This is a genomic window from Desulfobacca acetoxidans DSM 11109, from assembly GCF_000195295.1.
GTDB lineage: Bacteria > Desulfobacterota > Desulfobaccia > Desulfobaccales > Desulfobaccaceae > Desulfobacca > Desulfobacca acetoxidans.
This window is the reverse complement of sequence record NC_015388.1, coordinates 3,130,001-3,149,393: the sequence shown is the minus strand read 5'-3', so window position 1 is coordinate 3,149,393 and position 19,393 is coordinate 3,130,001. Positions and strand designations below refer to the sequence as shown.

Below are 19,393 nucleotides of genomic sequence, written 5' to 3'. Positions count from 1 at the left end.
CGTTTGCTTAGGTTTCTTCTTCGCCGGCATCAATGTTTCCCCTACCTTGTCATGTCAGTTATCGAATGGTAATCTCTCGCTTTGAAGATTGTCAATGAAAATTGCCCCCCGGGCCTTGGTGAACTTCAGGAGGTCTGTAAAGCAGAATCGAGAAAATAATTGTTATCATTAGGGTCCGGCAGACTTCTTGGGTGATTCTATAAACTCCTCCAAGGAGTGATAATCAGCTTTTTAGGAAGGGTTATCCCAAGTTGTCATCCTGAACACAAAGACCCAAGAAATTATCTATTCAACCCATCTCCGCGCTGATGCTTTTTTCTAACAGCAAGGACCTGGCAAAAAGGAGGAAGATATGAGCTGGGTGACGTCAACGGTGGGAAACGGCATTGCCACGGTTTGCATGCAGCGGGGGAAAGTCAATGCCCTCAATGAGTTGATGGTGGGAGAGCTGCAGCAGGCTTTTCAAGACCTCAAAGCTGACTCCTCAGTGAAGGCTGTCATTCTGACCGGAAGCGGTAAATTCTTTTCCTTCGGCTTTGATATTCCAGAATTTATCAGCTATCCGCGAAACGCCTTCGAGGCCTATATCCAGCGTTTCTCCCGTTTTTGCAACGATTTGTTTCTCTTCCCTAAACCCCTCGTGGTGGCCTTAAATGGCCATACCATTGCCGGGGGCTGTGTTTTGGCCATTGCCGGCGATGCCCGCATCATGGTATCCGGCAAAGCCAAGATTTCCTTAAATGAGATTACCTTTGGGTCCACGGTGTTCCCCAGTATTATGGCCCAGTTGCAATATTGGGTAGGCTCCCGGCAGGCGCAGGCCATGCTCTTCAGCGGGGAGATGTATAGTGCCGAAGCCGCCTTGGCCATGGGCCTGGTCGATCAGGTCGTGGAAGAAGCGGATATCATCCCGGTATCCCGGTTGGAAGCAATGGAATTGGCGGAACAAGACACCACGGCCTTTGCCAGTCTCAAAAAGCTGTTGCGGCGGCCTCATGTCGAGGCCATGCAACCCTATGAAGCGGCATCGATCCAGGAATTTTTGGATATCTGGTACTCCCCCGCCACCCGGGAAAAATTAAAGCAGATTCAAATCCATGAGTAGACGGGGCAGCAATAACGACGGGATAGCGAATTGCTTTTTGAAGTGGCTGTCATTGATTAGTATAATTTGACAATAGTTAACCTCTGGCGACATCAAGAAACCCGATCACCGCTTAGGCCTTGACCCCCAGCCTTGTGTCGGACCGATGGGAATGTCGCGGCGTCCTGTTTTTTCCAGCCAGTCAGTGGCACAGGCTTCCAGCCTGGGTGCACAGGCCAGAGGCCTGTGCCACGGCGATGGGTGCTTGGTCGAACCGAATTGTGCAACTCATCCATCATCCTATAATCATTATTGATTCGGATTATGTCAATTTTCCGAAATTGATCGGGTAATGGAAGACCCCCCCATACCGGGCAGAGATTCCAAAGCCGAGGGGACGCCATTTTTAGAAATAGTCCTTGACACCGGCAGGAGTATTCAATATACATATACTGAGTATGTGTATAAGGGAGGGTAAGATGGCCCTGTGTGGTGATGATCATCCCAAATTGATTGCGCGGATAAATCGAATTGAGGGACAGATACGCGGTCTCAAGAAAATGGTAGAAGAGAATCAAGACTGCATGCAGGTGTTAAAACAGATAGCAGCCGCGGGAGGCGCCTTGAGGTCGTTGGGCGCGATTATTTTAGAAGATCATCTGAAAGGTTGCGTTGCGAATGCGATTCGAAATCAGGACCACGAGTCGGAACTGATAGCGGAAGTTGTCGATATTTTTAATAAGTTCAGTAAATAGGAGGCTGTCAGATGATCGGGCGTTTTGCAAAGTTGGGGGTTTATCAGGAACTGTTCAGGTCGCGTGATTTTTGTATCGCCTTCAGTGCCGGATTGTTGGCGTTGGCCAGTTACATCGTCGACTACAGCAGCCTGTCTCCTTGGATTCATGAAGACCTATTTCTCCCGATTACAACTGCGATAAGAAAACTGTTGGGCAGCGCCAGCGTCGGTTTTGACAGCCGGTCTCCGAGCGTCTACGGGATTGTCCTTGCTCTGTTTTCAGTTGCCATTAATGGTCTGCCCATTATTTGGGGGGCCATCAAGGGGTTGGCTGAACGCACCGTTAACGTCGATGAACTTGTCAGCCTCGCCATCATCGCCAGTCTGATCCAGGGAGAGTTTTTAGCCGCCGCGGTGGTAAGTTTTGTGATGACCATCGGTGGCTTGATCGAAGAAGCGACCAGTGATTCGGCTCGCCGAGCCATTAAATTTTTGATTCGGATTTCGCCGCACACCGCCACTGTTGTGAGAGACGACAAAGAACTTCTGGTTCCCATCGAAGACCTGAGGGTCGGGGACCACATCCTTGTCAAACCGGGGGAACGTGTTCCCGTCGACGCGGTTATCATTTCGGGTGTTTCGGCGGTAGATGAATCGATTATGACCGGGGAATCATTGCCCCTAGACAAACTGGCCGGCGACACCATCCTGGCCGGCACCCTGAATTACAACGGCGTGCTGACAGCCAAAGCCCTCAAGGTGGGGAGCGATACCACGTTGGGCCAGATCATCAAGTTGGTTAGTGAGGCCGAATTGTACCGGCCTCAAACCGTTAGACTGATCGATCGATATGCCCGGTGGTTTACGCCCGTAATCCTGTTGTGCGCCAGCGTTGCCTGGATACTCACGGGCGATCTCAGCCGGGCCATTGCCGTTCTAATCGTCGGTTGTCCCTGCGCCTTGATTTTGGCGGCTCCCACGGCAACGGTGGCGGCATTGGGCCGGGCCGCCAAGGCGGGAGTACTCGTGAAGGGAGGGCAGTACCTTGAACAGGCGGCATTTACCAAGGCGGTCCTTTTTGATAAGACCGGAACCTTAACACTGGGAGAGCCGAGGGTGGTGGAGATCATCTCCTCTGAAGGACTCACCAAAGAAGACGTTCTCTCCTATGCGGCAAGCGCCGAGCAGCATTGCACCCACCCGTTGGCTCGGGCGATTATTAAGGCAGCCCATTATGCCAAGGTGGTAGTCAGCGGCGCGGAAAACGCTTTTCATGAGATCGGGCTTGGTGTTCGGGCCATGGTTGCCGGTTCAATGATTGAGGTCGGTAACGCCTCAGCTTGTGCGAGCACCATGGCATTTTCCCGGCCTCTCCAAGAGTATGTGGACAGGTCAATTTCGCTCGGCATTACCCCGCTTGTCGTTTTACGGGATCAGCAACCTGTTGGATTATTCGGGGTGACGGATAAGATTCGACCGGCGGCGGGTCCAACCATCCAGGAGTTTAAAAATCTTGGGATCGATGAGGTAGCGATTGTATCCGGTGATCACGAAAATTCGGCTAGACGCATTGCCCTGTCGGTTAATATTGACAAGGTTTACGCAAACTTAAAACCTCAGGACAAAGTGGCTATCATCAAAACCTATCAACTACAGAATTTGCCGGTAATGTTTATTGGCGACGGCATCAACGACGCCCCGGCTCTCGCAACTTCACAAATCGGTGTGGCCATGGGCGCCGCCGGGACCGATGTTGCTCTGGAAACGGCAGATATAGCCCTCACCCACGATGATATCTCACGATTGCCTTGGCTGATTCGACTTTCTCGAAGAATGCTTGGCATTATCAAGGCCAATATCATTTTTGGATTGACCTTTAACGCCATGGCGGTCCTGGCCAGCGGCATGGGATGGTTAACCCCGATCATGGCTGCCATAACCCATAATCTAGGAAGTGTTTTGGTCGTTATGGCATCAGCCAGCCTGGCAATGTATCCCGACAATGTACGAAATTCCAGTTCTAAAATTAAACCGCGGTAATAGTTCAGTATTCTGATAGTTCAGTAGAATAATATGCTTAACCCTTCTCTTATCTCCCCGTAAACGGAGGGAAGATTTCTTATTCACAATGGCGTTTGCCCATGCCGTCCGCCAGGGGTGGAATGCCTGCGCCCTCCACGCGCAGATAATGGTTTGGTCTTGAGAGGCGCCGTGAAAACTTGATAGACTAAGATCAACAGGAGAATCACATGTCCGCAAAGGCTTTTGTGATTAGAATGATAGTGGCACTTATGGCCGTCCTAGGTTTCGCCGTTCATAATTGGACTGGTATGGCGCCGCTCAAGTGGTTCGGCCTGGTTTTCTATTGTATCTGTTTCGCCATGTACGCGAAATCGTTGGTTACGGCACTAACCCAAACCAAGAGGGTAACAGCGGATCTGCTAGTTGTAACAGTTATGGTAGTTTCGTTACTTGCCGGACAACCGTTAAGCGGTGCACTCGTAGCATGGTTTATCAGTATGGGTCTTGCCATTTCCTTTTACATTATCGAAAGGACCCGAAGCAAAATTGAGGCTCTTACGAAAGAGAGGCGCAGACTTGTCCGGGTCGTCAGAAACGAAAAGATCATGGAATTGCCCGTCGAACAGGTTTGTCAAGGTGATACGGTCATTGTAGCGCAAGGTGAGATGATACCGGTGGACGGGGAGATTGTAGAAGGTGCTTCCTCCATCGACGAATCCGTGATCACCGGTGAGCCGTTTTCGGTTTTCAAGATGACCGGCGATCGTGTTACCTCGGGGGCCATCAGCCTTACTTCGCAGTTGAATGTCCGGGCCACCAAACCCGGCGACAAGGGGTTCCTCTATGTGATAGCTAAAGAAATTGAGGCATCATTGAAAGTTAAGCCCAAGATTCAACGAAAAGCCGATACGATTGTTCAGTTTTTCATCTCCGGTGTAGTCCTGTATGCAATCGGCGTGTTTCTCTTCACCGGCGTCCTAACCGGCGATGTTGCTGCAGGTCTCATTCGTATGGCCGCCGTGACCGCGGTAGCATGTCCCTGCGCCTGGGCGCTGTCTGTGCCCACGGCCTTTGCCGCAGCCATCGGCAGTCTGAGCGGCCGCGGCATTTTAGTGCGCGGCGGCACTCCTTTGGAGATTGCGGGGCAAGCGTCTTCCGTGGTTCTCGATAAAACCGGCACGGTCACCCTGGCCGAGCCGAAAGTGGTTGGGATTGAGTCCTTCGGGGCATCTTCTGATGAATTGCTTCGGATCATCGCTTCAGTTGAATCTGGTTTTAACCATCCCATTGCCAATGCGATCATATCTTACGCCTCTGCCAAAGGGGTGCGGCCGCTAAAGGCAGAAGGCTCCGAATACCTTCCCGGTCTTGGCATCAAGTCATTTGTCCAAGGGCGCGAGGTAGTCTTGGGATCGACCAAAACAGTCAAGGCATTAGGCATGACCGTGCCCTCGGAGATTGATCTTAAGGGACGGGCCACCTGGATCGGAATTGATGGCGAAGTTGTGGGGGCTGTCGTCATCCAAGACGAGCTTAGAGAATATGCCGGGGGGCTTGGCAAAGCGCTTCATGCCTTTGGCCTAAAAAATGTCGTGCTGGCAACCGGAGACAATGAGGAAGCCGAAGCGCGACGTGTGGCCCAACTCATCGGAGCAGACGGCTATTACTGGGGTTTGAAGCCTGATGACAAGATATCGCTCGTAAAAGAGCTTGGCGCCCAAGGGCTTACGGTGATGGTTGGTGACGGCGTCAACGACGCCACCGCGCTTGCGGCAGCAGATGTGGGAGTTTCCATCGGCCGCACCAAAGCTGACCTGGCCATTAAATCTTCCGATATCATCATATTGCGTGATGACGCCACTTGTCTGTTGAGCATTTTCCAAACAGGTAAGAAACTTATCCGGGTTATCAAGCAGAATTACGCCTGGGCCATCGGTTTTAATGTAGCCGGGATTGCGCTGGCAACAGGAGGGCTTCTAAGCCCATGGCTGGCGGCCCTGTTTCATCATATCAGTTCAGTACTGGTCGTACTCAATTCCGCCCGGTTGGTTCGCATGAGAATCTTGACAGATATAATTTGCCAACCCAAAAAAAACCCGGTCTGTTGCCAGACCGGGCATAAAAATTAAATTCGACGGCGTCCTCCTTGCCCACGCAGCTGCCCACGTCGTATCATCGGCCCGACGGGGCTCAACCTCCAACTTCTGGACGAGGGATCAATAAACTTCTTCGTGCGTTCCTATGGATATTAACACCACGTCCTCATGAATAAATTTAAATACCACCCGCAAATGCTATCCTAAACCAAAGGCATAATGACCCTTCAACTTTCCTGAGAGCTTATGGGTGCCAAGAATAGGGTGGTATGGATCATTGACGAATATTTTTAAAGCCTTCTCTAATTTTTCGGTGATTTCAGGATATTTCCTTCTGGTCTTTTTAAAATCCCTGATAAAGCTTTTATGCCAGACCAGATTAATCACTCTCTAAATCCTTCATTAAGTCAGATACTGATCCCCGTTTTACTAAATCCTTATTGTAGGCCCGCATGGTTTCACGGGAATCTTTGAGAATTTGATCCCGTTTTCGTTCAATATGACGCTGTCTGATGATATGTAATAACATCTCCTCATCGTCAAGAGATAAGGAGGCTATTTTATCTAAAATCTGGTCCAGATCAGATTGCGTCGCAACCATGGCTTCCTCCGCATAGAATATAATGCCATTTAATCATGACTCGTAAAAATTGCAAACCATAAAAAAAACCCGGTCTGTTGCCAGACCGGGTCTGTAAATTAATTTCGGCGGCGTCCTACTTTCCCACGCAGCTGCCCACGTAGTATCATCGGCCCGACGGGGCTTAACTTCCGAGTTCGGGATGGGATCGGGTGTGACCCCCGTGGTATGGCCACCGAAAACTTGTTGACCTGCAAAACACCGGTAGGGGAGGGTCTGAAACCCGCCGCTACAAATAATCTTGAAAAGTGAAGCGAAGAGAGAGATTCAGGGATATTCCAGAAACAAAGGAAAAAATATGGTCAAGCCGCACGGCCTATTAGTACCAGTTAGCTGAACGCATTACTGCGCTTACACACCTGGCCTATCAACCTCGTGATCTTCGAGGGGCCTTTAGGGACCCGAAGGCCCGGGAGATCTAATCTTGAGGTCGGTTTCCCGCTTAGATGCTTTCAGCGGTTATCCGGTCCGAACATAGCTACCCAGCGCTGCGCCTGGCGGCACAACTGGAACACCAGAGGTTCGTCCATCCCGGTCCTCTCGTACTAAGGACAGATCCTCTCAAATCTCCAACGCCCGCAACAGATAGGGACCAAACTGTCTCACGACGTTTTAAACCCAGCTCACGTACCGCTTTAATTGGCGAACAGCCAAACCCTTGGGACCTGCTTCAGCCCCAGGATGCGATGAGCCTGCGTATAATAAGATGTGTAATCTAGAGATGTTGCAATATTTAATATATTAAAGCCTGTTTAAAAAAGCCTGTTTAAAAGTATCTCCAGAAATAAGGTTCAAAATTGAGCGGCGTGTTTTTTAAAGCAAATTTTGGCAACTCAACGAGTTGGCATCAATCTTTTGGTATGAAAAAACCCAGACTTAAAATTTTCATGGCTTTTTTTATCAGGTTATCAAAGCCCAAGAATATAGGTTTCCACCAAGAGGTCATGCCAGCTCTTTTGAATGCTTTATTTTGATTGGTTTGGCGTCTTAGGCCGCCAACTGCAATTGCTTGGGTCGATGCTTCTTTTCTGACGATTGGTGGTGCCTGGCAATTTCCATGAGTCCGGTGGCCAATTGCGCAAAAGTTACGGCGGCCATCACACTCTGCTGTGATTTCAGGCGTAAGCGTTCTAAGCCAGCGCCATGCTTGAACAGATTGTACGATCTTTCCATATGCTTGCGAAGCTTGCGGATCTGGTCGACTCCCTCGAAGATATCCGGAAGTTGGCCAAATTGTCCGGAATCAAAAGGTATTTCTCGGCATTGGGGGCAAAGCGGAGCCCGAAAACATTCGTTAGTCTGGGCGTCACAGCCAAACTCGTGCCCGGTGTCGGTGGTTCCGAGATAACGCATGGGGGTTTCACAATATTCGTCCATAAAGACGTGACGCCGATCAGGGTCTACATGCTCTGGGGTCTTGACCTTCTGGCTGGGAGAGGTGACTACCGTCACGCCATACTCTTTTTTTATCTGCTGGTTCTGTTCGGCATCGCCATAGGCGGCATCAGCCGTGATCACCTGTATATTCAGGCCCATCGCCTTGGCAAAGGCGACAAGTTGGGGGAGGAGAAGATTATCATGATGATTTGCGGGGGCCACTAAAGAGAGCAGCGGATAGTTGTGGCCGCTGTCCGGGGCAATAACGTTCAGGCTATGCAACCGGTAGCCGACGAAGTATTCTGATTTATTTCTCTTTTTCCGTCGCTTGCCGCAATCGGCATCGAGTTCATTGTAAATACGGACCTTCTTCTGACCCACGGTGAGCGTTGCTAAGGGCACCGGACAGCACGAACTGGCCAGATCAGTAGAATCAACCCCGCAAATCTGGAATGGATACGGTAGGTTGATCTCTTTAACCAAAAGGTGGGTGATGTAAACCATCAGATTGACCAAGTGGGTTATGGTCAAAGTGCTCCGGAATTGACTCAATTGACTGTGATGCACCATAATTTTCCTGTGCAGGGGGAGATGTAAAAAGGCGCGAACGGATTTGTTTTCTAACCGGTTGACGTGCAAATCGCAATACTTCCGATAGCTCAGGTCAGCATACCGTAAGGCTTTCAAGAGTTCTGCCCGGAATAAGTGAGCCGGGGAGATTTGCCGCATCGACGGCGTATAACCCGGGCATGCCAGGAGGTCGTTGAGTATCCGGTCATCCAGCAGGCTGTCAATCAGGCGGAGTTCCCGATCATTGAGATATCGTTGGGAATACTGCTTGGTAAAGGGCAAGAAGCCACGAGTACGATTTTCGATAAATTTGCCCATCTCCGACAATAGGATAATACCTGCCGGGGGAACCGGCGTGTTGGTTAACTCATGGAGCGACACAGGCATGGCTTGACTTGGCTGGTAATTTTCCATGACATCGCGCAACGCTTCTTCAACCAAGGCTTTCTTCTGTTTCTTGGTAAGGCGTCGCCAGTAAGGAAATTTGATCTTGAGTTGCTTAATCACGATCCGCTTGATATCTTTTTCTTGCATGGAAAGCTCCTGGTATTTATTAAGATCGACCATCTCAATTATACCAGCTTTCCATGCATAACTCTATAATATAATTAATTATATTGTATTTTTCTTAACAGACTTTAATAGAGTATTCATAGATTGAAGAATTTTTCGAGAGTTATAAATGCTCTAAAAATAGAAATGATTAAAAAATATGTCTAAGACTAGAGTATTTGATCTGGCAAAAGAATTAGGAGTGGATGCAGGAGAGCTTGCCCGTTTTCTCAAGGAAAAAATGGGTCTAGAGTCCATTCATCATCTAAGTGGTTTAGACGATCGAACGGTAAAGCAGTTTCGACAAATTTGGCCCGAAGTAATTCTTAACCAATCCCAAGCTAGTTTATTTGATCCTCTCCCTATAACCGAATCAAAAATAAGTTCAGATAATAGCCTGATTGCCAAGCTCCAGCAAGTCTTCAAATATTTGTTAGAACTTAAAAACCTGGCAATCCCACCGAAACGTGATCTTAAAGAATATGGAGACAAGACTTGGTGGCAAGCTAATCTTCCCCTTTCTCCTTTTGGGTGTTTTTTGCGTGAAGATGGCAGACTTGAAAATAAGGATGCCTGGCTGGAAGTTCACAAGCAACAGATACCGCCTTACCCTGAGCCTCCTTCTATTCTTGCAGAATGGATTGCCATGGATGGCCGGGACCCTTCCAAGCATCCTTCTTACCATAGCTCCGTCTCAGGGTTGTCCAACGAAGAACAGGAAGAATTGGATGCAATCCCTGAGAGAATAGATGACTTGGAGAAGGATAAGCAGTATTTGGAGAGCCAGACCACTCCCGATTCAGTCGCAATATCTCAAGTAAAGGGAGTCTTAGACGAAAAATACCGGAGATGGGAGGAACTGGAAGCGAAAAAGGAGATCAAATTCGAAGACTCCTTGGATCGGGTTGCAGCATGGGAGACGTGGCGATTAAAAAAGTGGGAACCCTGGGCGGCAGAGGCATTACCGAAGACCCGGATTCAAAAGTTTTACGGGGAACTTTTTGCCGCTTACCAGCGTTTCCAAAAAGAAGGGGAAGATATAGAGCTTGTTTGGGGACATGGCTTATTACTTTGGGTAGTAAAGAACTTTTATGTTCGCCGCCCCGTATTGACCACCAGAATGGAGCTTAATTTCGAGGCAGAAAGAGGAATTTTTTCCGTAACGCCAACCGAGGGGGTCACTCGGTTGGAAACAGATATGCTTACCCTGATAGACCTTCCCAATGTTTCTTTATTGGCGGAGCGGAATGTGTCAATGATTTTGAGACACCCGGGTTCTATAATTAGTGTATCTCTGTTAGGCTTCCCTCCTTGCTCTTGATGGGGGGATTTATCCAGACGGCCTCGGGTAGGGGGAGAGCGACTGGAGGTTTGCGGACAAAGCGTTCCGGATGCATGACATAGGCTGCTTGGAGTACTTTCTGCCGGGCGGCCCGAACACCGTCAGCGAGGCCGTAATGCACGGTCTCCGGAGTCAGCAAGGAGATGCTGCTATGACGATGTTCAGTGTTATACCACTCGAAAAAGGTTTGACAAAATAGCCGGCTATCTTCCAACGAGCCGAATCGTTTGGGAAAATCCGGTCGGTATTTCAGGGTCTTAAACTGGCTTTCTGAAAATGGGTTGTCGTTGGAAACATGCGGGCGGCTATGCGTCTTGGTAACTCCTAAATCTGCCAGTAATAAGGCCACTGGCTTGGACTTCATGGAGGAGCCCCGATCCGCATGGATCGTAAGTTGTCCAGGCACGATGCCCTGTTTGTCACAGGTCTCACGGATCAGCCGTTCGGCCAGAGCAGCGCTTTCCCGGTGCGCCACCATCCAGCCGACGGCATAACGGCTAAAGATATCCAGGATGACATACAGGTAAAAATAGGTCCATTTCACCGGCCCTAAAAGCTTGGTGATGTCCCAAGACCACACCTGGTTGGGGCCGGTAGCTAATAGTTCGGGCTTCTGGTAAGGCGGGTGGCGCAGCTGATTGCGTCGTTCCTTCACTTCGCCTTCCTGGTTCAGAAGGCGATACATGGTACTGGGCGAACACAGGTATTCCCCTTCATCGAGGAGAGTGGCATAGACCTCCCGAGGTGCTTTATCCACGAATCGTTCCTGATGGAGAAGATCGAGCACCGCCTGACGTTCACCCTGGTCTAAGGCTCGGTGATGCGGCAATGGGGAAGATATCTGAGCCTGGGGCCTTTGAGGAGTAAGATGGCGATAAAACGTGGCACGACTCAGTCCCAAAGCCTGGCAGGCAGTTGAAACCCCCAATTCCGGAGCAGACTGGGCGGCCGTCATGAATCGTTCTCTTCTGATTCGGGCTGGCTCAGGGGGATCCCCAGGATCTCCGAGATTTTTTTTTGGAAATCGATGATCGCCTCGGCTTTTTTCAGGCGGCGAGCCAAGCGCTCATTTTGGCGGCGCAATTGCTCGTTTTCCTGGATCAACGGGTCTTGCCGGCGAGATTTGCGGCCCCGTTTTTTTGGACTAAGCGCCTCGATGGTGCCGTTATCTCTCTGACGGCGCCAGGTAGTGAGGTTGGAGGAATAGAGCCCCTCCCGACGCAAGAGGGCGCCTAGCTGGCCGGACTCGCTTAAGGCGTCAACTTCTTGCAGAATGCGCAGCTTATATTCTGCCGTGAACCGACGCCGTATGGGTTTTTCTAACACCTCAGGATTGGGAACGAGCACAGGCTGGCAAGGGTTGGGAGCGGCCAGCTTCTTGGCAGAGGCCCCTCCACTTCGACCAGATTCGCTACGCTCACCTGGTCTCCGTTCCGGGGCCTCTGCCATCTCCTCCCTGGGGGATGTCATCATCTTTGGTGATCCGGTTTCTTTCATTTTTTTCCCTCCCCGCCCTACAGTAATTTATCACAGGGAGGGTGTCTCAGCTATATTGACACAGAGGGGAGATGGAACAATCTGCCGCTGGGGAAATTGATCCATGGGATAGAGAACTGATAGAGCCGTTTCTGAAACAATTTGCCCACGCTCTCCATCCAAATGGGGAGATAGATTTAGATAAGTTAATCGCCAATCCCAGCGACCGGCCAGGGAATCCATTAGTTACCAATGCTCCGGTGCTTTTTATTCGCAGGGGGCGGGGACGCCTGTGGGAGCAAGAATTTAAATCTATCATTGCCTCCCTGGAGCAGGGTTACGAAATCCCTCCTACGCTCCGCCCATTAGTTGAAGAAGAACCTACCGTTGTAAATGAAGAAACCCGATATGGATGGCGTTCATTAGGCGAAAACCTGCTTTTCCCCTTGCCTTATAATGAAGAGCAAAAAGAAATTGTGCGCAGGCTGGCCGTTCATAATGGAGTTGTTGTCCAAGGTCCCCCTGGCACAGGGAAAAGCCATACCATCGTCAATCTTATCTGCCATTTGCTTTCCCACGGCAAAAGGGTGCTGATTACCAGTCAGGGTGAACGCGCCTTGCGTGTCCTGGGAGAAATGATCGCCGAGAAATTAAAAGAAATTAAGCCATTATGCGTGAGTGTATTAGGGAGTGATAAACGTTCGGCTGATGAAATGGAGCAAGCTGTCACTCAGATATCCGAAAGACTTGCTTCGCTTGATAGGGATTCGCTTGAGCGAAAAATCCATAGTTTAAACCAAATATTAGGCGACATTCGAGAAAGGGTCGCAAGATTCAAGAACCAAATTAAGCTCATGGCTGAGCGGGAGCAAGAAACTTTTGAAATCGATGATCGCAAACTTACCCCTTTGCAGGTCAGCCGATGGCTTGGCGAGAACCAAGACCATAATTGGCTTCCCGACCCGCTCCCTCCCGATTGTCAGCCACCACTCTCAAGTGAGGAAATATCCCGACTTTTCCGTTTGCAGGGAATGCTTCGTAGAGAAGATTTGAAAGCATTGGCACTGCAAAGACCATCCTTAGATTCTTTGCCCACTCCCTTTGACCTGCAAACTCTCTTCGATAACTTAGACGAGGCTGAAAAAGAATTAGCTGACTTACAGGAACAAGAATCCAAATGGACCGAGGTTTTAAAAGAGTTGGCCTTGAAACGACCTGATCCTGCGAAAGTTCCAGGGTTTGCAGAGTTGGAAAATTATTTTCATCAATTAACTGAACTTAAAAAGCAAATAGATATTTTGAAAAGCTTAAAGGAGGAATTAAAAAGATTAAATCTGGATCGAGAAAAAGCCAATGATTTAATGGATATTTCAAGGAAATCATTAGATATCTTACATCGCGCCGAATCCTGGATGCAAATGGTCATTACTGACGCATTTGCTGGCGAAGATCAGAAAAATTATTGGAAACGGTTTTACTCAGATTGCTCCAATAAACTTCAAGACATTCTCGAACTTGAACATCGATTGTCAGAACATAATATTCTATTGCCAGATGGAATTACTTTGCCAAAATTAATTGATCATTTGCAATACTATAAAACGATATTACTCACTTCCAATTATGTAAAAAAATTTTTTCATAAGTTATTCTTGAAGAAGCACCAGATGATTATTAATCAGATTACTGTTGATGGTAATATTTCAAGTGACCTTAAAGACATAGAATTGGTGATTGAATATATTCAATGTCAGGAGCATCTGAATAGACTGGTAACAAAATGGAACAATGTTATTGGATCAATTGTTGGTGAATTGGCAAGTTCAGAACATCCACGGCTTTCTAATTGGTTTAGGTCAAATTTGGATTGGATTAATCTAATTTTAGAGTGGGCGGAGAGTGTGTCGAACAGATTACCTGCTGTTTTAGGAAGTAGTGTTATTTTAACTTTTGAAGATTGTGCCCATCTAGATTGTTGGGGCGAATTAAAGCAATTAGCTATGTGGAATATGGCTAATTTTGACTTGGAAGACCTTGAAAAAAGATATACTGGTTTTTCAAATTATCTTGAAGAAGGGGCAAATGAAGTAGAGAGAGCAAATGGGACTATAGTGGTTTGTAAAAAATGTGGAAGTAAAAATAGCATAAATCCAGAATATATCAAAAAAACAGGGGCTTGGTCTTGCGGAAAATGCAAAGTAATTCTCGAAATATATCACCAAATATGGAAACACTTGTTTAGATCATTTGTTGAGAGAGATTTGCATGGATGGCGAGAAAATTATGAGCATCTATTATATCTCGAACAGAAGCAAATAGAATTTGATAATTTCAAAAGTTTGAAACATGCAACTCAAGAAAGGCTGGAAGAGATCAAGGCAACATATTTAAATTTAATCAATTCCATGGAAAAAGGAATCAGCGATTTATTTTCTCATGAAAGTTATAGGAAAATTAGTCTGGCTCTGAAATATAAGGAGATCGAATCATATAAAGCAGCTTACGCCGAACTCAAAAGACTTGTTGAGCTTGAACCTTTATCTCAGGAACATGCTCAATTATCTGACAGGTTGGCAAAGCTGACCCCATGTTGGGTTTCTCATATAGCCCAGCAAGGGGGGGCCGGGAATCCGCTTAATTCCCCCGTGGATTGGCAACTGGCGTGGACTTTGAAACGAGCTGAATGCTGGCTGATCAAATTAGAGCAGGAAATGAATCCGGAGGAGCTACAAAAAGAAATCGAAGTTTTAAATAATCAAGAAAAGCGACTAATCGAAGAATTGGTAGCTCAAAATACCTGGCTTCGGCAGATTGATCGAATTAAAGAAAATCAAAGGAGGAGCCTAACGGCTTGGTTACACATTGTTAAAAATAAGATAGGGAAAGGAACCGGCAAATACGCCCCCTACTGGCGTCTTCAGGCCAGAAAAGAGATGGTAGTTTGCCAAGAAGCAATCCCGGTTTGGATCATGCCGTTATATCGGGTCATAGAAAACTTGCAGGTCCCGCAAGCTAAATTTGATGTGGTTATTGTCGATGAAAGCAGTCAATGTGACCTGTTTTCACTCTCCGCACTTTTTCGGGGGCAAAAGGCAGTTATCGTAGGCGATCACAACCAAATCAGTCCCACGATCATAGGGGCGATTGGATCGGATGTCATTCAGATAAAAGAGCGCTTTTTACAGGATATTCCCCAAAAGGCCCTTTTTGAACCTCGCACCAGCCTTTATGATATGTCACGCCTTATATTCCCAGGTCAATTGATGCTGAAAGAGCATTTCCGGTGTGTTCCTGAAATTATTCAGTTCAGTAATTATCAATTCTACGGTGGGGAAATCACCCCGCTACGCATGCCTCAAGAATCGGAGCGCCTCGATCCCTCAATTGTCAATGTGTTCGTGCCGGAGGGATATTTAGCTGAAAGCACTGCTAAAATTAATGAACCAGAGGCTAAGGCTCTGGTGGATAAGTTAGTGGAACTCTGTGCTAACCCTCAATATTCTGGAAAAACTATGGGGGTAATTTCGCTCCTGGGGGAAGACCAGGCACAATTAATCGAACAAATGATTAGAGATAATCTGGATGAACGAGAAATTATTAACCGCCGGATTATTTGCGGGGATGCCTATGCCTTCCAAGGTGACGAGCGTCATGTGATATTTTTGTCTCTTGTGGCAGCGACAAACCAGAGGTTTCGGGCACTGACGCAAACAGCTGATAAACAGCGATTTAATGTAGCAGCGAGCAGGGCCAAGGATCAGGTGTGGCTCTTCCACTCCATTGATCTTAAAGATATTGGAAATTCGGAATGCATGCGTTTTCAGCTTCTTAATTACTTCCTTCAACCCCATATTTCAGCACCTAGCGCACAAGAAGTAGAATCTCTTTTCGAATCAGAATTTGAAAGAGAAGTATACAGGCTAATTAAATCCCGGGGATATGCAGTGCGCCCCCAGATAAAAGTGGGGCATCACCGGATTGACATGGTAGTTTATGGAATCAACAACCGACTCGCCGTGGAGTGTGATGGAGACAAGTGGCACGGACCCGAAAAATGGGAAGAGGATCGAGAACGACAAGGAATCTTGGAAAGGGCGGGGTGGAATTTTTGGAGAATTAGAGGCAGCATGTTCTATCGCAATCGAGAGCAGGCCTTAGAATCTCTTTGGACTAAACTCTCGGAGATGAATATTTCACCATTGTAGCCTTCATCCAAATTTTGCTATTTTGTATTTATGCTTAATAAAAAAACTCGGTCTGTCTTCAGAACGGATTCCAGCGGCGTCTTACTTTCCCTTGCAACTCCTCGCATAGTATCGTTGGCCCTACGGGCTTAACTTTCGAGTTTGGGGTGGGATTGTGCTCCTCCATAATCAATAGACTTCATCATGTGTGCCCATAGTTTCCAGGAGAACTTCGTTTTTATCCAGAAATTGAAAGACTACCCGCAGATCATAACCTAAAGAGAAGGCAAAATTGCCTTTGAGCGCGCCTCCCAATTTATGTGTTTTCAAAGATGGATGAAAGGGCTCTTCAACAAATAATCTCAAACAATCAATAAGTTTTTCTTTTAAATCAGGGTCTTGTTTGACCATCTTTTTCAAAACCCTTTTAAATTTTGGGCCCCAAACGAGTTCAATCACTTCCCATATCCCTGACTAAATCATCCACCGTTCCTTTCCGCGTCAGCCCCTTACGGTGCTCTCTTTGGGCTACTTTGACATCTTGGACGATTTTCATTCTCTTTTGCTCAATGGTGCGCTTTTTGAGGATGTCCAGGAGCATTTCTTGATCTTCCAGGGAAAGCTGGGAGAATTCCGTAAGTAAATGATCAAATGTGAGATTGGGCGTTGCCATAATTCAATAGATTCTCCAAAAATTTATAGGATACAACAATCTTATAAATCTTCCCTGCGCCATTGTCAGGCAATCGTTTCAACGGGAAGATCCCACTTAAATCAATTTTATCTTATTGTACAAAATAACAAATTGAAGATGGGACGTCAAACCATAAAAAAACCCGGTCTGTTGCCAGACCGGGTCTGTAAATTAATTTCGGCGGCGTCCTACTTTCCCACGCAGCTGCCCACGTAGTATCATCGGCCCGACGGGGCTTAACTTCCGAGTTCGGGATGGGATCGGGTGTGACCCCCGTGGTATGGCCACCGAAAACTTGTTGACCTGCAAAACACCGGTAGGGGAGGGTCTGAAACCCGCCGCTACAAATAATCTTGAAAAGTGAAGCGAAGAGAGAGATTCAGGGATATTCCAGAAACAAAGGAAAAAATATGGTCAAGCCGCACGGCCTATTAGTACCAGTTAGCTGAACGCATTACTGCGCTTACACACCTGGCCTATCAACCTCGTGATCTTCGAGGGGCCTTTAGGGACCCGAAGGCCCGGGAGATCTAATCTTGAGGTCGGTTTCCCGCTTAGATGCTTTCAGCGGTTATCCGGTCCGAACATAGCTACCCAGCGCTGCGCCTGGCGGCACAACTGGAACACCAGAGGTTCGTCCATCCCGGTCCTCTCGTACTAAGGACAGATCCTCTCAAATCTCCAACGCCCGCAACAGATAGGGACCAAACTGTCTCACGACGTTTTAAACCCAGCTCACGTACCGCTTTAATTGGCGAACAGCCAAACCCTTGGGACCTGCTTCAGCCCCAGGATGCGATGAGCCGACATCGAGGTGCCAAACCTCCCCGTCGATGTGAACTCTTGGGGGAGATCAGCCTGTTATCCCCGGCGTACCTTTTATCCGTTGAGCGACGGCCTTTCCATACAGAACCGCCGGATCACTAAGGCCTACTTTCGTACCTGCTCGACTTGTAGGTCTCGCAGTCAAGCTCCCTTATGCCTTTACACTCTACGACTGGTTTCCAATCAGCCTGAGGGAACCTTCGCGCGCCTCCGTTACCTTTTGGGAGGCGACCGCCCCAGTCAAACTACCCGCCAGGCAGTGTCCTCGACCCGGATAACGGGCCTGAGTTAGAACTCTAAACTAACCAGGGTGGTATTTCAAGGTTGGCTCCATCCGGACTAGCGTCCGGACTTCATAGCCTCCCACCTATCCTACACAAGTTAGCCCAAAATTCAATGCCAAGCTGTAGTAAAGGTGCACGGGGTCTTTCCGTCTAGTTGCGGGAACGCGGCATCTTCACCGCGAATACAATTTCGCTGAGTCCCTGGTTGAGACAGCGGGGCAATCATTACGCCATTCGTGCAGGTCGGAACTTACCCGACAAGGAATTTCGCTACCTTAGGACCGTTATAGTTACGGCCGCCGTTTACCGGCGCTTCGGTTCAGAGCTTCTCCAGTTGCCCAGATGACTCCTCCCCTTAACGTTCCGGCACCGGGCAGGCGTCAGACCCTATACATCGCCTTGCGGCTTCGCAGAGTCCTGTGTTTTTAGTAAACAGTTGCCACCCCCATTTCTCTGCAACCCCCCTGGGCTCGGGACGCGAAGTCCTTCACCTACCGGGGGCACACCTTCTCCCGAAGTTACGGTGTCATTTTGCCGAGTTCCTTAACCAGGGTTCTCTCAAGCGCCTTGGGATACTCTCCCTGCCTACCTGTGTCGGTTTGCAGTACGATCACCTAGTGAACTACCTAGAAGCTTTTCTTGGCAGTATGGGATCAGCCAGTTTGCGGGCATAAGCCCTCCTCATCACTTCTCGGCGTTATGGAGATCCGGATTTGCCTAAATCTCCCGCCTACCTGCTTGAACCGGGACGTCCAACACCCGGATGGCCTACCCTCCTGCGTCCCTCCATCGGTCACTGCGCACCAGGTGGTGCAGGAATATCAACCTGCTTTCCATCACCTACGCCTTTCGGCCTCGGCTTAGGGATCGACTAACCCTGGGAAGATTAACTTTACCCAGGAAACCTTAGGCTTACGGCGAGGGGGTTTCTCGCCCCCTTTATCGCTACTCATGTCAGCATAATCTCTTGTCGGTCCTCCAGCACTCCTTACGGTATGCCTTCTACGGTTACGACAATGCTCCCCTACCGATCAATGCCAGGCATTGATCCCGCGGCTTCGGTACTGTGCTTGAGCCCCGTTAAATTTTCGGCGCAGACCCACTCGACCAGTGAGCTATTACGCTTTCTTTAAAGGATGGCTGCTTCTAAGCCAACCTCCTGGCTGTCTGGGCGTTTCCACATCCTTTCCCACTTAGCACAGATTTTGGGACCTTAGCCGGCGATCTGGGATCTTTCCCTCTCGCCCACGGATCTTATCACCCGCAGACTGACTCCCGCACTAAAGCTAGCGGCATTCGGAGTTTGATTGGGTTTGGTAATCTTGTGAGACCCCTAGCCCATTCAGTGCTCTACCTCCGCTACTCATCATGCGAGGCTATACCTCAATATATTTCGGGGAGAACCAGCTATTACCGGGTTTGATTAGCCTTTCACTCCGATCCACAGCTCATCCAATAACTTTTCAACGTTAACTGGTTCGGGCCTCCATCCGGTGTTACCCGGACTTTAC

At 48.5% G+C, this 19,393-nt stretch carries 12 protein-coding genes, 3 rRNA genes and 2 other annotated features (1 of these 17 only partly in view); of the genes, 6 read left to right on the top strand and 9 right to left on the bottom strand.

Going from position 1 to position 19,393, the window contains the following annotated elements:
• The first annotated feature begins 352 nt into the window (after positions 1-352).
• From DESAC_RS14225 to DESAC_RS14210, 4 genes are all read left to right on the top strand, one after another.
• Positions 353-1,105, top strand: a complete 753-nt coding sequence (locus DESAC_RS14225) for an enoyl-CoA hydratase/isomerase family protein (RefSeq protein WP_013707759.1) — start codon at positions 353-355, stop codon at positions 1,103-1,105.
• 458 nt (positions 1,106-1,563) lie between these two features.
• Complete coding sequence (locus tag DESAC_RS14220) at positions 1,564-1,839, top strand: metal-sensitive transcriptional regulator (protein WP_013707758.1); 276 nt, start codon at positions 1,564-1,566, stop codon at positions 1,837-1,839.
• 11 nt (positions 1,840-1,850) lie between these two features.
• Entirely contained in the window at positions 1,851-3,860 is a 2,010-nt protein-coding gene (locus tag DESAC_RS14215; protein WP_013707757.1) for a heavy metal translocating P-type ATPase, read from the top strand.
• A gap of 209 nt (positions 3,861-4,069) precedes the next feature.
• On the top strand, positions 4,070-5,971 hold the full coding sequence (locus DESAC_RS14210) for a heavy metal translocating P-type ATPase (RefSeq protein ID WP_013707756.1): 1,902 nt from the start codon (positions 4,070-4,072) through the stop codon (positions 5,969-5,971).
• A 165-nt stretch (positions 5,972-6,136) separates the two neighbouring features.
• Here the strand turns inward: DESAC_RS14210 and DESAC_RS16530 are convergent, their stop codons facing one another.
• The 4 genes from DESAC_RS16530 to DESAC_RS16690 all read right to left on the bottom strand — a co-directional run bounded on the left by DESAC_RS16530 (position 6,137) and on the right by DESAC_RS16690 (position 9,059).
• Positions 6,137-6,325: a type II toxin-antitoxin system RelE/ParE family toxin gene (locus tag DESAC_RS16530; RefSeq protein ID WP_013707755.1), complete on the bottom strand. Its 189-nt coding sequence runs from the start codon at positions 6,323-6,325 to the stop codon at positions 6,137-6,139.
• Complete coding sequence (locus DESAC_RS14200; RefSeq protein WP_013707754.1) at positions 6,318-6,539, bottom strand: hypothetical protein; 222 nt, start codon at positions 6,537-6,539, stop codon at positions 6,318-6,320. The genes DESAC_RS16530 and DESAC_RS14200 overlap by 8 nt, the downstream gene beginning before the upstream one ends.
• A 102-nt stretch (positions 6,540-6,641) precedes the next feature.
• Positions 6,642-6,758: ribosomal RNA gene (gene rrf, locus DESAC_RS14195) — 5S ribosomal RNA — on the bottom strand.
• Between the two features lie 131 nt (positions 6,759-6,889).
• Positions 6,890-7,153: a sequence feature (23S ribosomal RNA rRNA prediction is too short), on the bottom strand.
• A 19-nt stretch (positions 7,154-7,172) separates the two neighbouring features.
• Positions 7,173-7,276: a sequence feature (23S ribosomal RNA rRNA prediction is too short), on the bottom strand.
• Between the two features lie 289 nt (positions 7,277-7,565).
• The gene (locus tag DESAC_RS16690; RefSeq protein ID WP_013707752.1) at positions 7,566-9,059 is read right to left on the bottom strand and encodes a transposase; all 1,494 of its coding nucleotides are present in this window, start codon (positions 9,057-9,059) and stop codon (positions 7,566-7,568) included.
• A gap of 178 nt (positions 9,060-9,237) precedes the next feature.
• Between DESAC_RS16690 and DESAC_RS14185 the strand changes: the two genes are divergently transcribed.
• Positions 9,238-10,398 (top strand): translation initiation factor IF-2 N-terminal domain-containing protein, encoded by a 1,161-nt coding sequence (locus tag DESAC_RS14185; protein WP_041284002.1) that lies wholly within the window; start codon positions 9,238-9,240, stop codon positions 10,396-10,398.
• On the opposite strand, the gene DESAC_RS14180 is transcribed toward DESAC_RS14185, so the two are convergent.
• Positions 10,361-11,793 (bottom strand): IS3 family transposase gene (locus DESAC_RS14180; RefSeq protein ID WP_148231318.1). Its coding sequence is split into 2 segments (ribosomal slippage): positions 10,361-11,430 and positions 11,430-11,793, totalling 1,434 coding nucleotides; the frame shifts between segments, so codons are not numbered across the junction. The genes DESAC_RS14185 and DESAC_RS14180 overlap by 38 nt on opposite strands.
• A 194-nt stretch (positions 11,794-11,987) precedes the next feature.
• Here DESAC_RS14180 and DESAC_RS15510 point away from each other — a divergent pair.
• Positions 11,988-16,100, top strand: a complete 4,113-nt coding sequence (locus DESAC_RS15510; protein WP_052301971.1) for a PDDEXK-like endonuclease domain-containing protein — start codon at positions 11,988-11,990, stop codon at positions 16,098-16,100.
• A 168-nt stretch (positions 16,101-16,268) separates the two neighbouring features.
• On the opposite strand, the gene DESAC_RS14165 is transcribed toward DESAC_RS15510, so the two are convergent.
• The 4 genes from DESAC_RS14165 to DESAC_RS14150 all read right to left on the bottom strand — a co-directional run.
• Positions 16,269-16,538: a type II toxin-antitoxin system RelE/ParE family toxin gene (locus DESAC_RS14165; protein ID WP_013707749.1), complete on the bottom strand. Its 270-nt coding sequence runs from the start codon at positions 16,536-16,538 to the stop codon at positions 16,269-16,271.
• The gene (locus tag DESAC_RS14160) at positions 16,531-16,752 is read right to left on the bottom strand and encodes a hypothetical protein (RefSeq protein WP_013707748.1); all 222 of its coding nucleotides are present in this window, start codon (positions 16,750-16,752) and stop codon (positions 16,531-16,533) included. Before DESAC_RS14160 ends, DESAC_RS14165 begins: the two co-directional genes overlap by 8 nt.
• 196 nt (positions 16,753-16,948) lie before the next feature.
• Positions 16,949-17,065, bottom strand: a 5S ribosomal RNA gene (rrf, locus tag DESAC_RS14155).
• Between the two features lie 118 nt (positions 17,066-17,183).
• Positions 17,184-19,393, bottom strand: a 23S ribosomal RNA gene (locus DESAC_RS14150); it runs 802 nt beyond the window's last position.

Coding starts and splice junctions, on each gene's coding strand:
- DESAC_RS14220 (WP_013707758.1), top strand. CDS start 1,564: ATGGCCCTGTGTGGTGATGATCATCCCAAATTGATTGCGCGGATAAAT.
- DESAC_RS14200 (WP_013707754.1), bottom strand. CDS start 6,539: ATGGTTGCGACGCAATCTGATCTGGACCAGATTTTAGATAAAATAGCC.
- DESAC_RS14215 (WP_013707757.1), top strand. CDS start 1,851: ATGATCGGGCGTTTTGCAAAGTTGGGGGTTTATCAGGAACTGTTCAGG.
- DESAC_RS16690 (WP_013707752.1), bottom strand. CDS start 9,059: ATGCAAGAAAAAGATATCAAGCGGATCGTGATTAAGCAACTCAAGATC.
- DESAC_RS14210 (WP_013707756.1), top strand. CDS start 4,070: ATGTCCGCAAAGGCTTTTGTGATTAGAATGATAGTGGCACTTATGGCC.
- DESAC_RS14160 (WP_013707748.1), bottom strand. CDS start 16,752: ATGGCAACGCCCAATCTCACATTTGATCATTTACTTACGGAATTCTCC.
- DESAC_RS15510 (WP_052301971.1), top strand. CDS start 11,988: ATGGAACAATCTGCCGCTGGGGAAATTGATCCATGGGATAGAGAACTG.
- DESAC_RS14225 (WP_013707759.1), top strand. CDS start 353: ATGAGCTGGGTGACGTCAACGGTGGGAAACGGCATTGCCACGGTTTGC.
- DESAC_RS14185 (WP_041284002.1), top strand. CDS start 9,238: ATGTCTAAGACTAGAGTATTTGATCTGGCAAAAGAATTAGGAGTGGAT.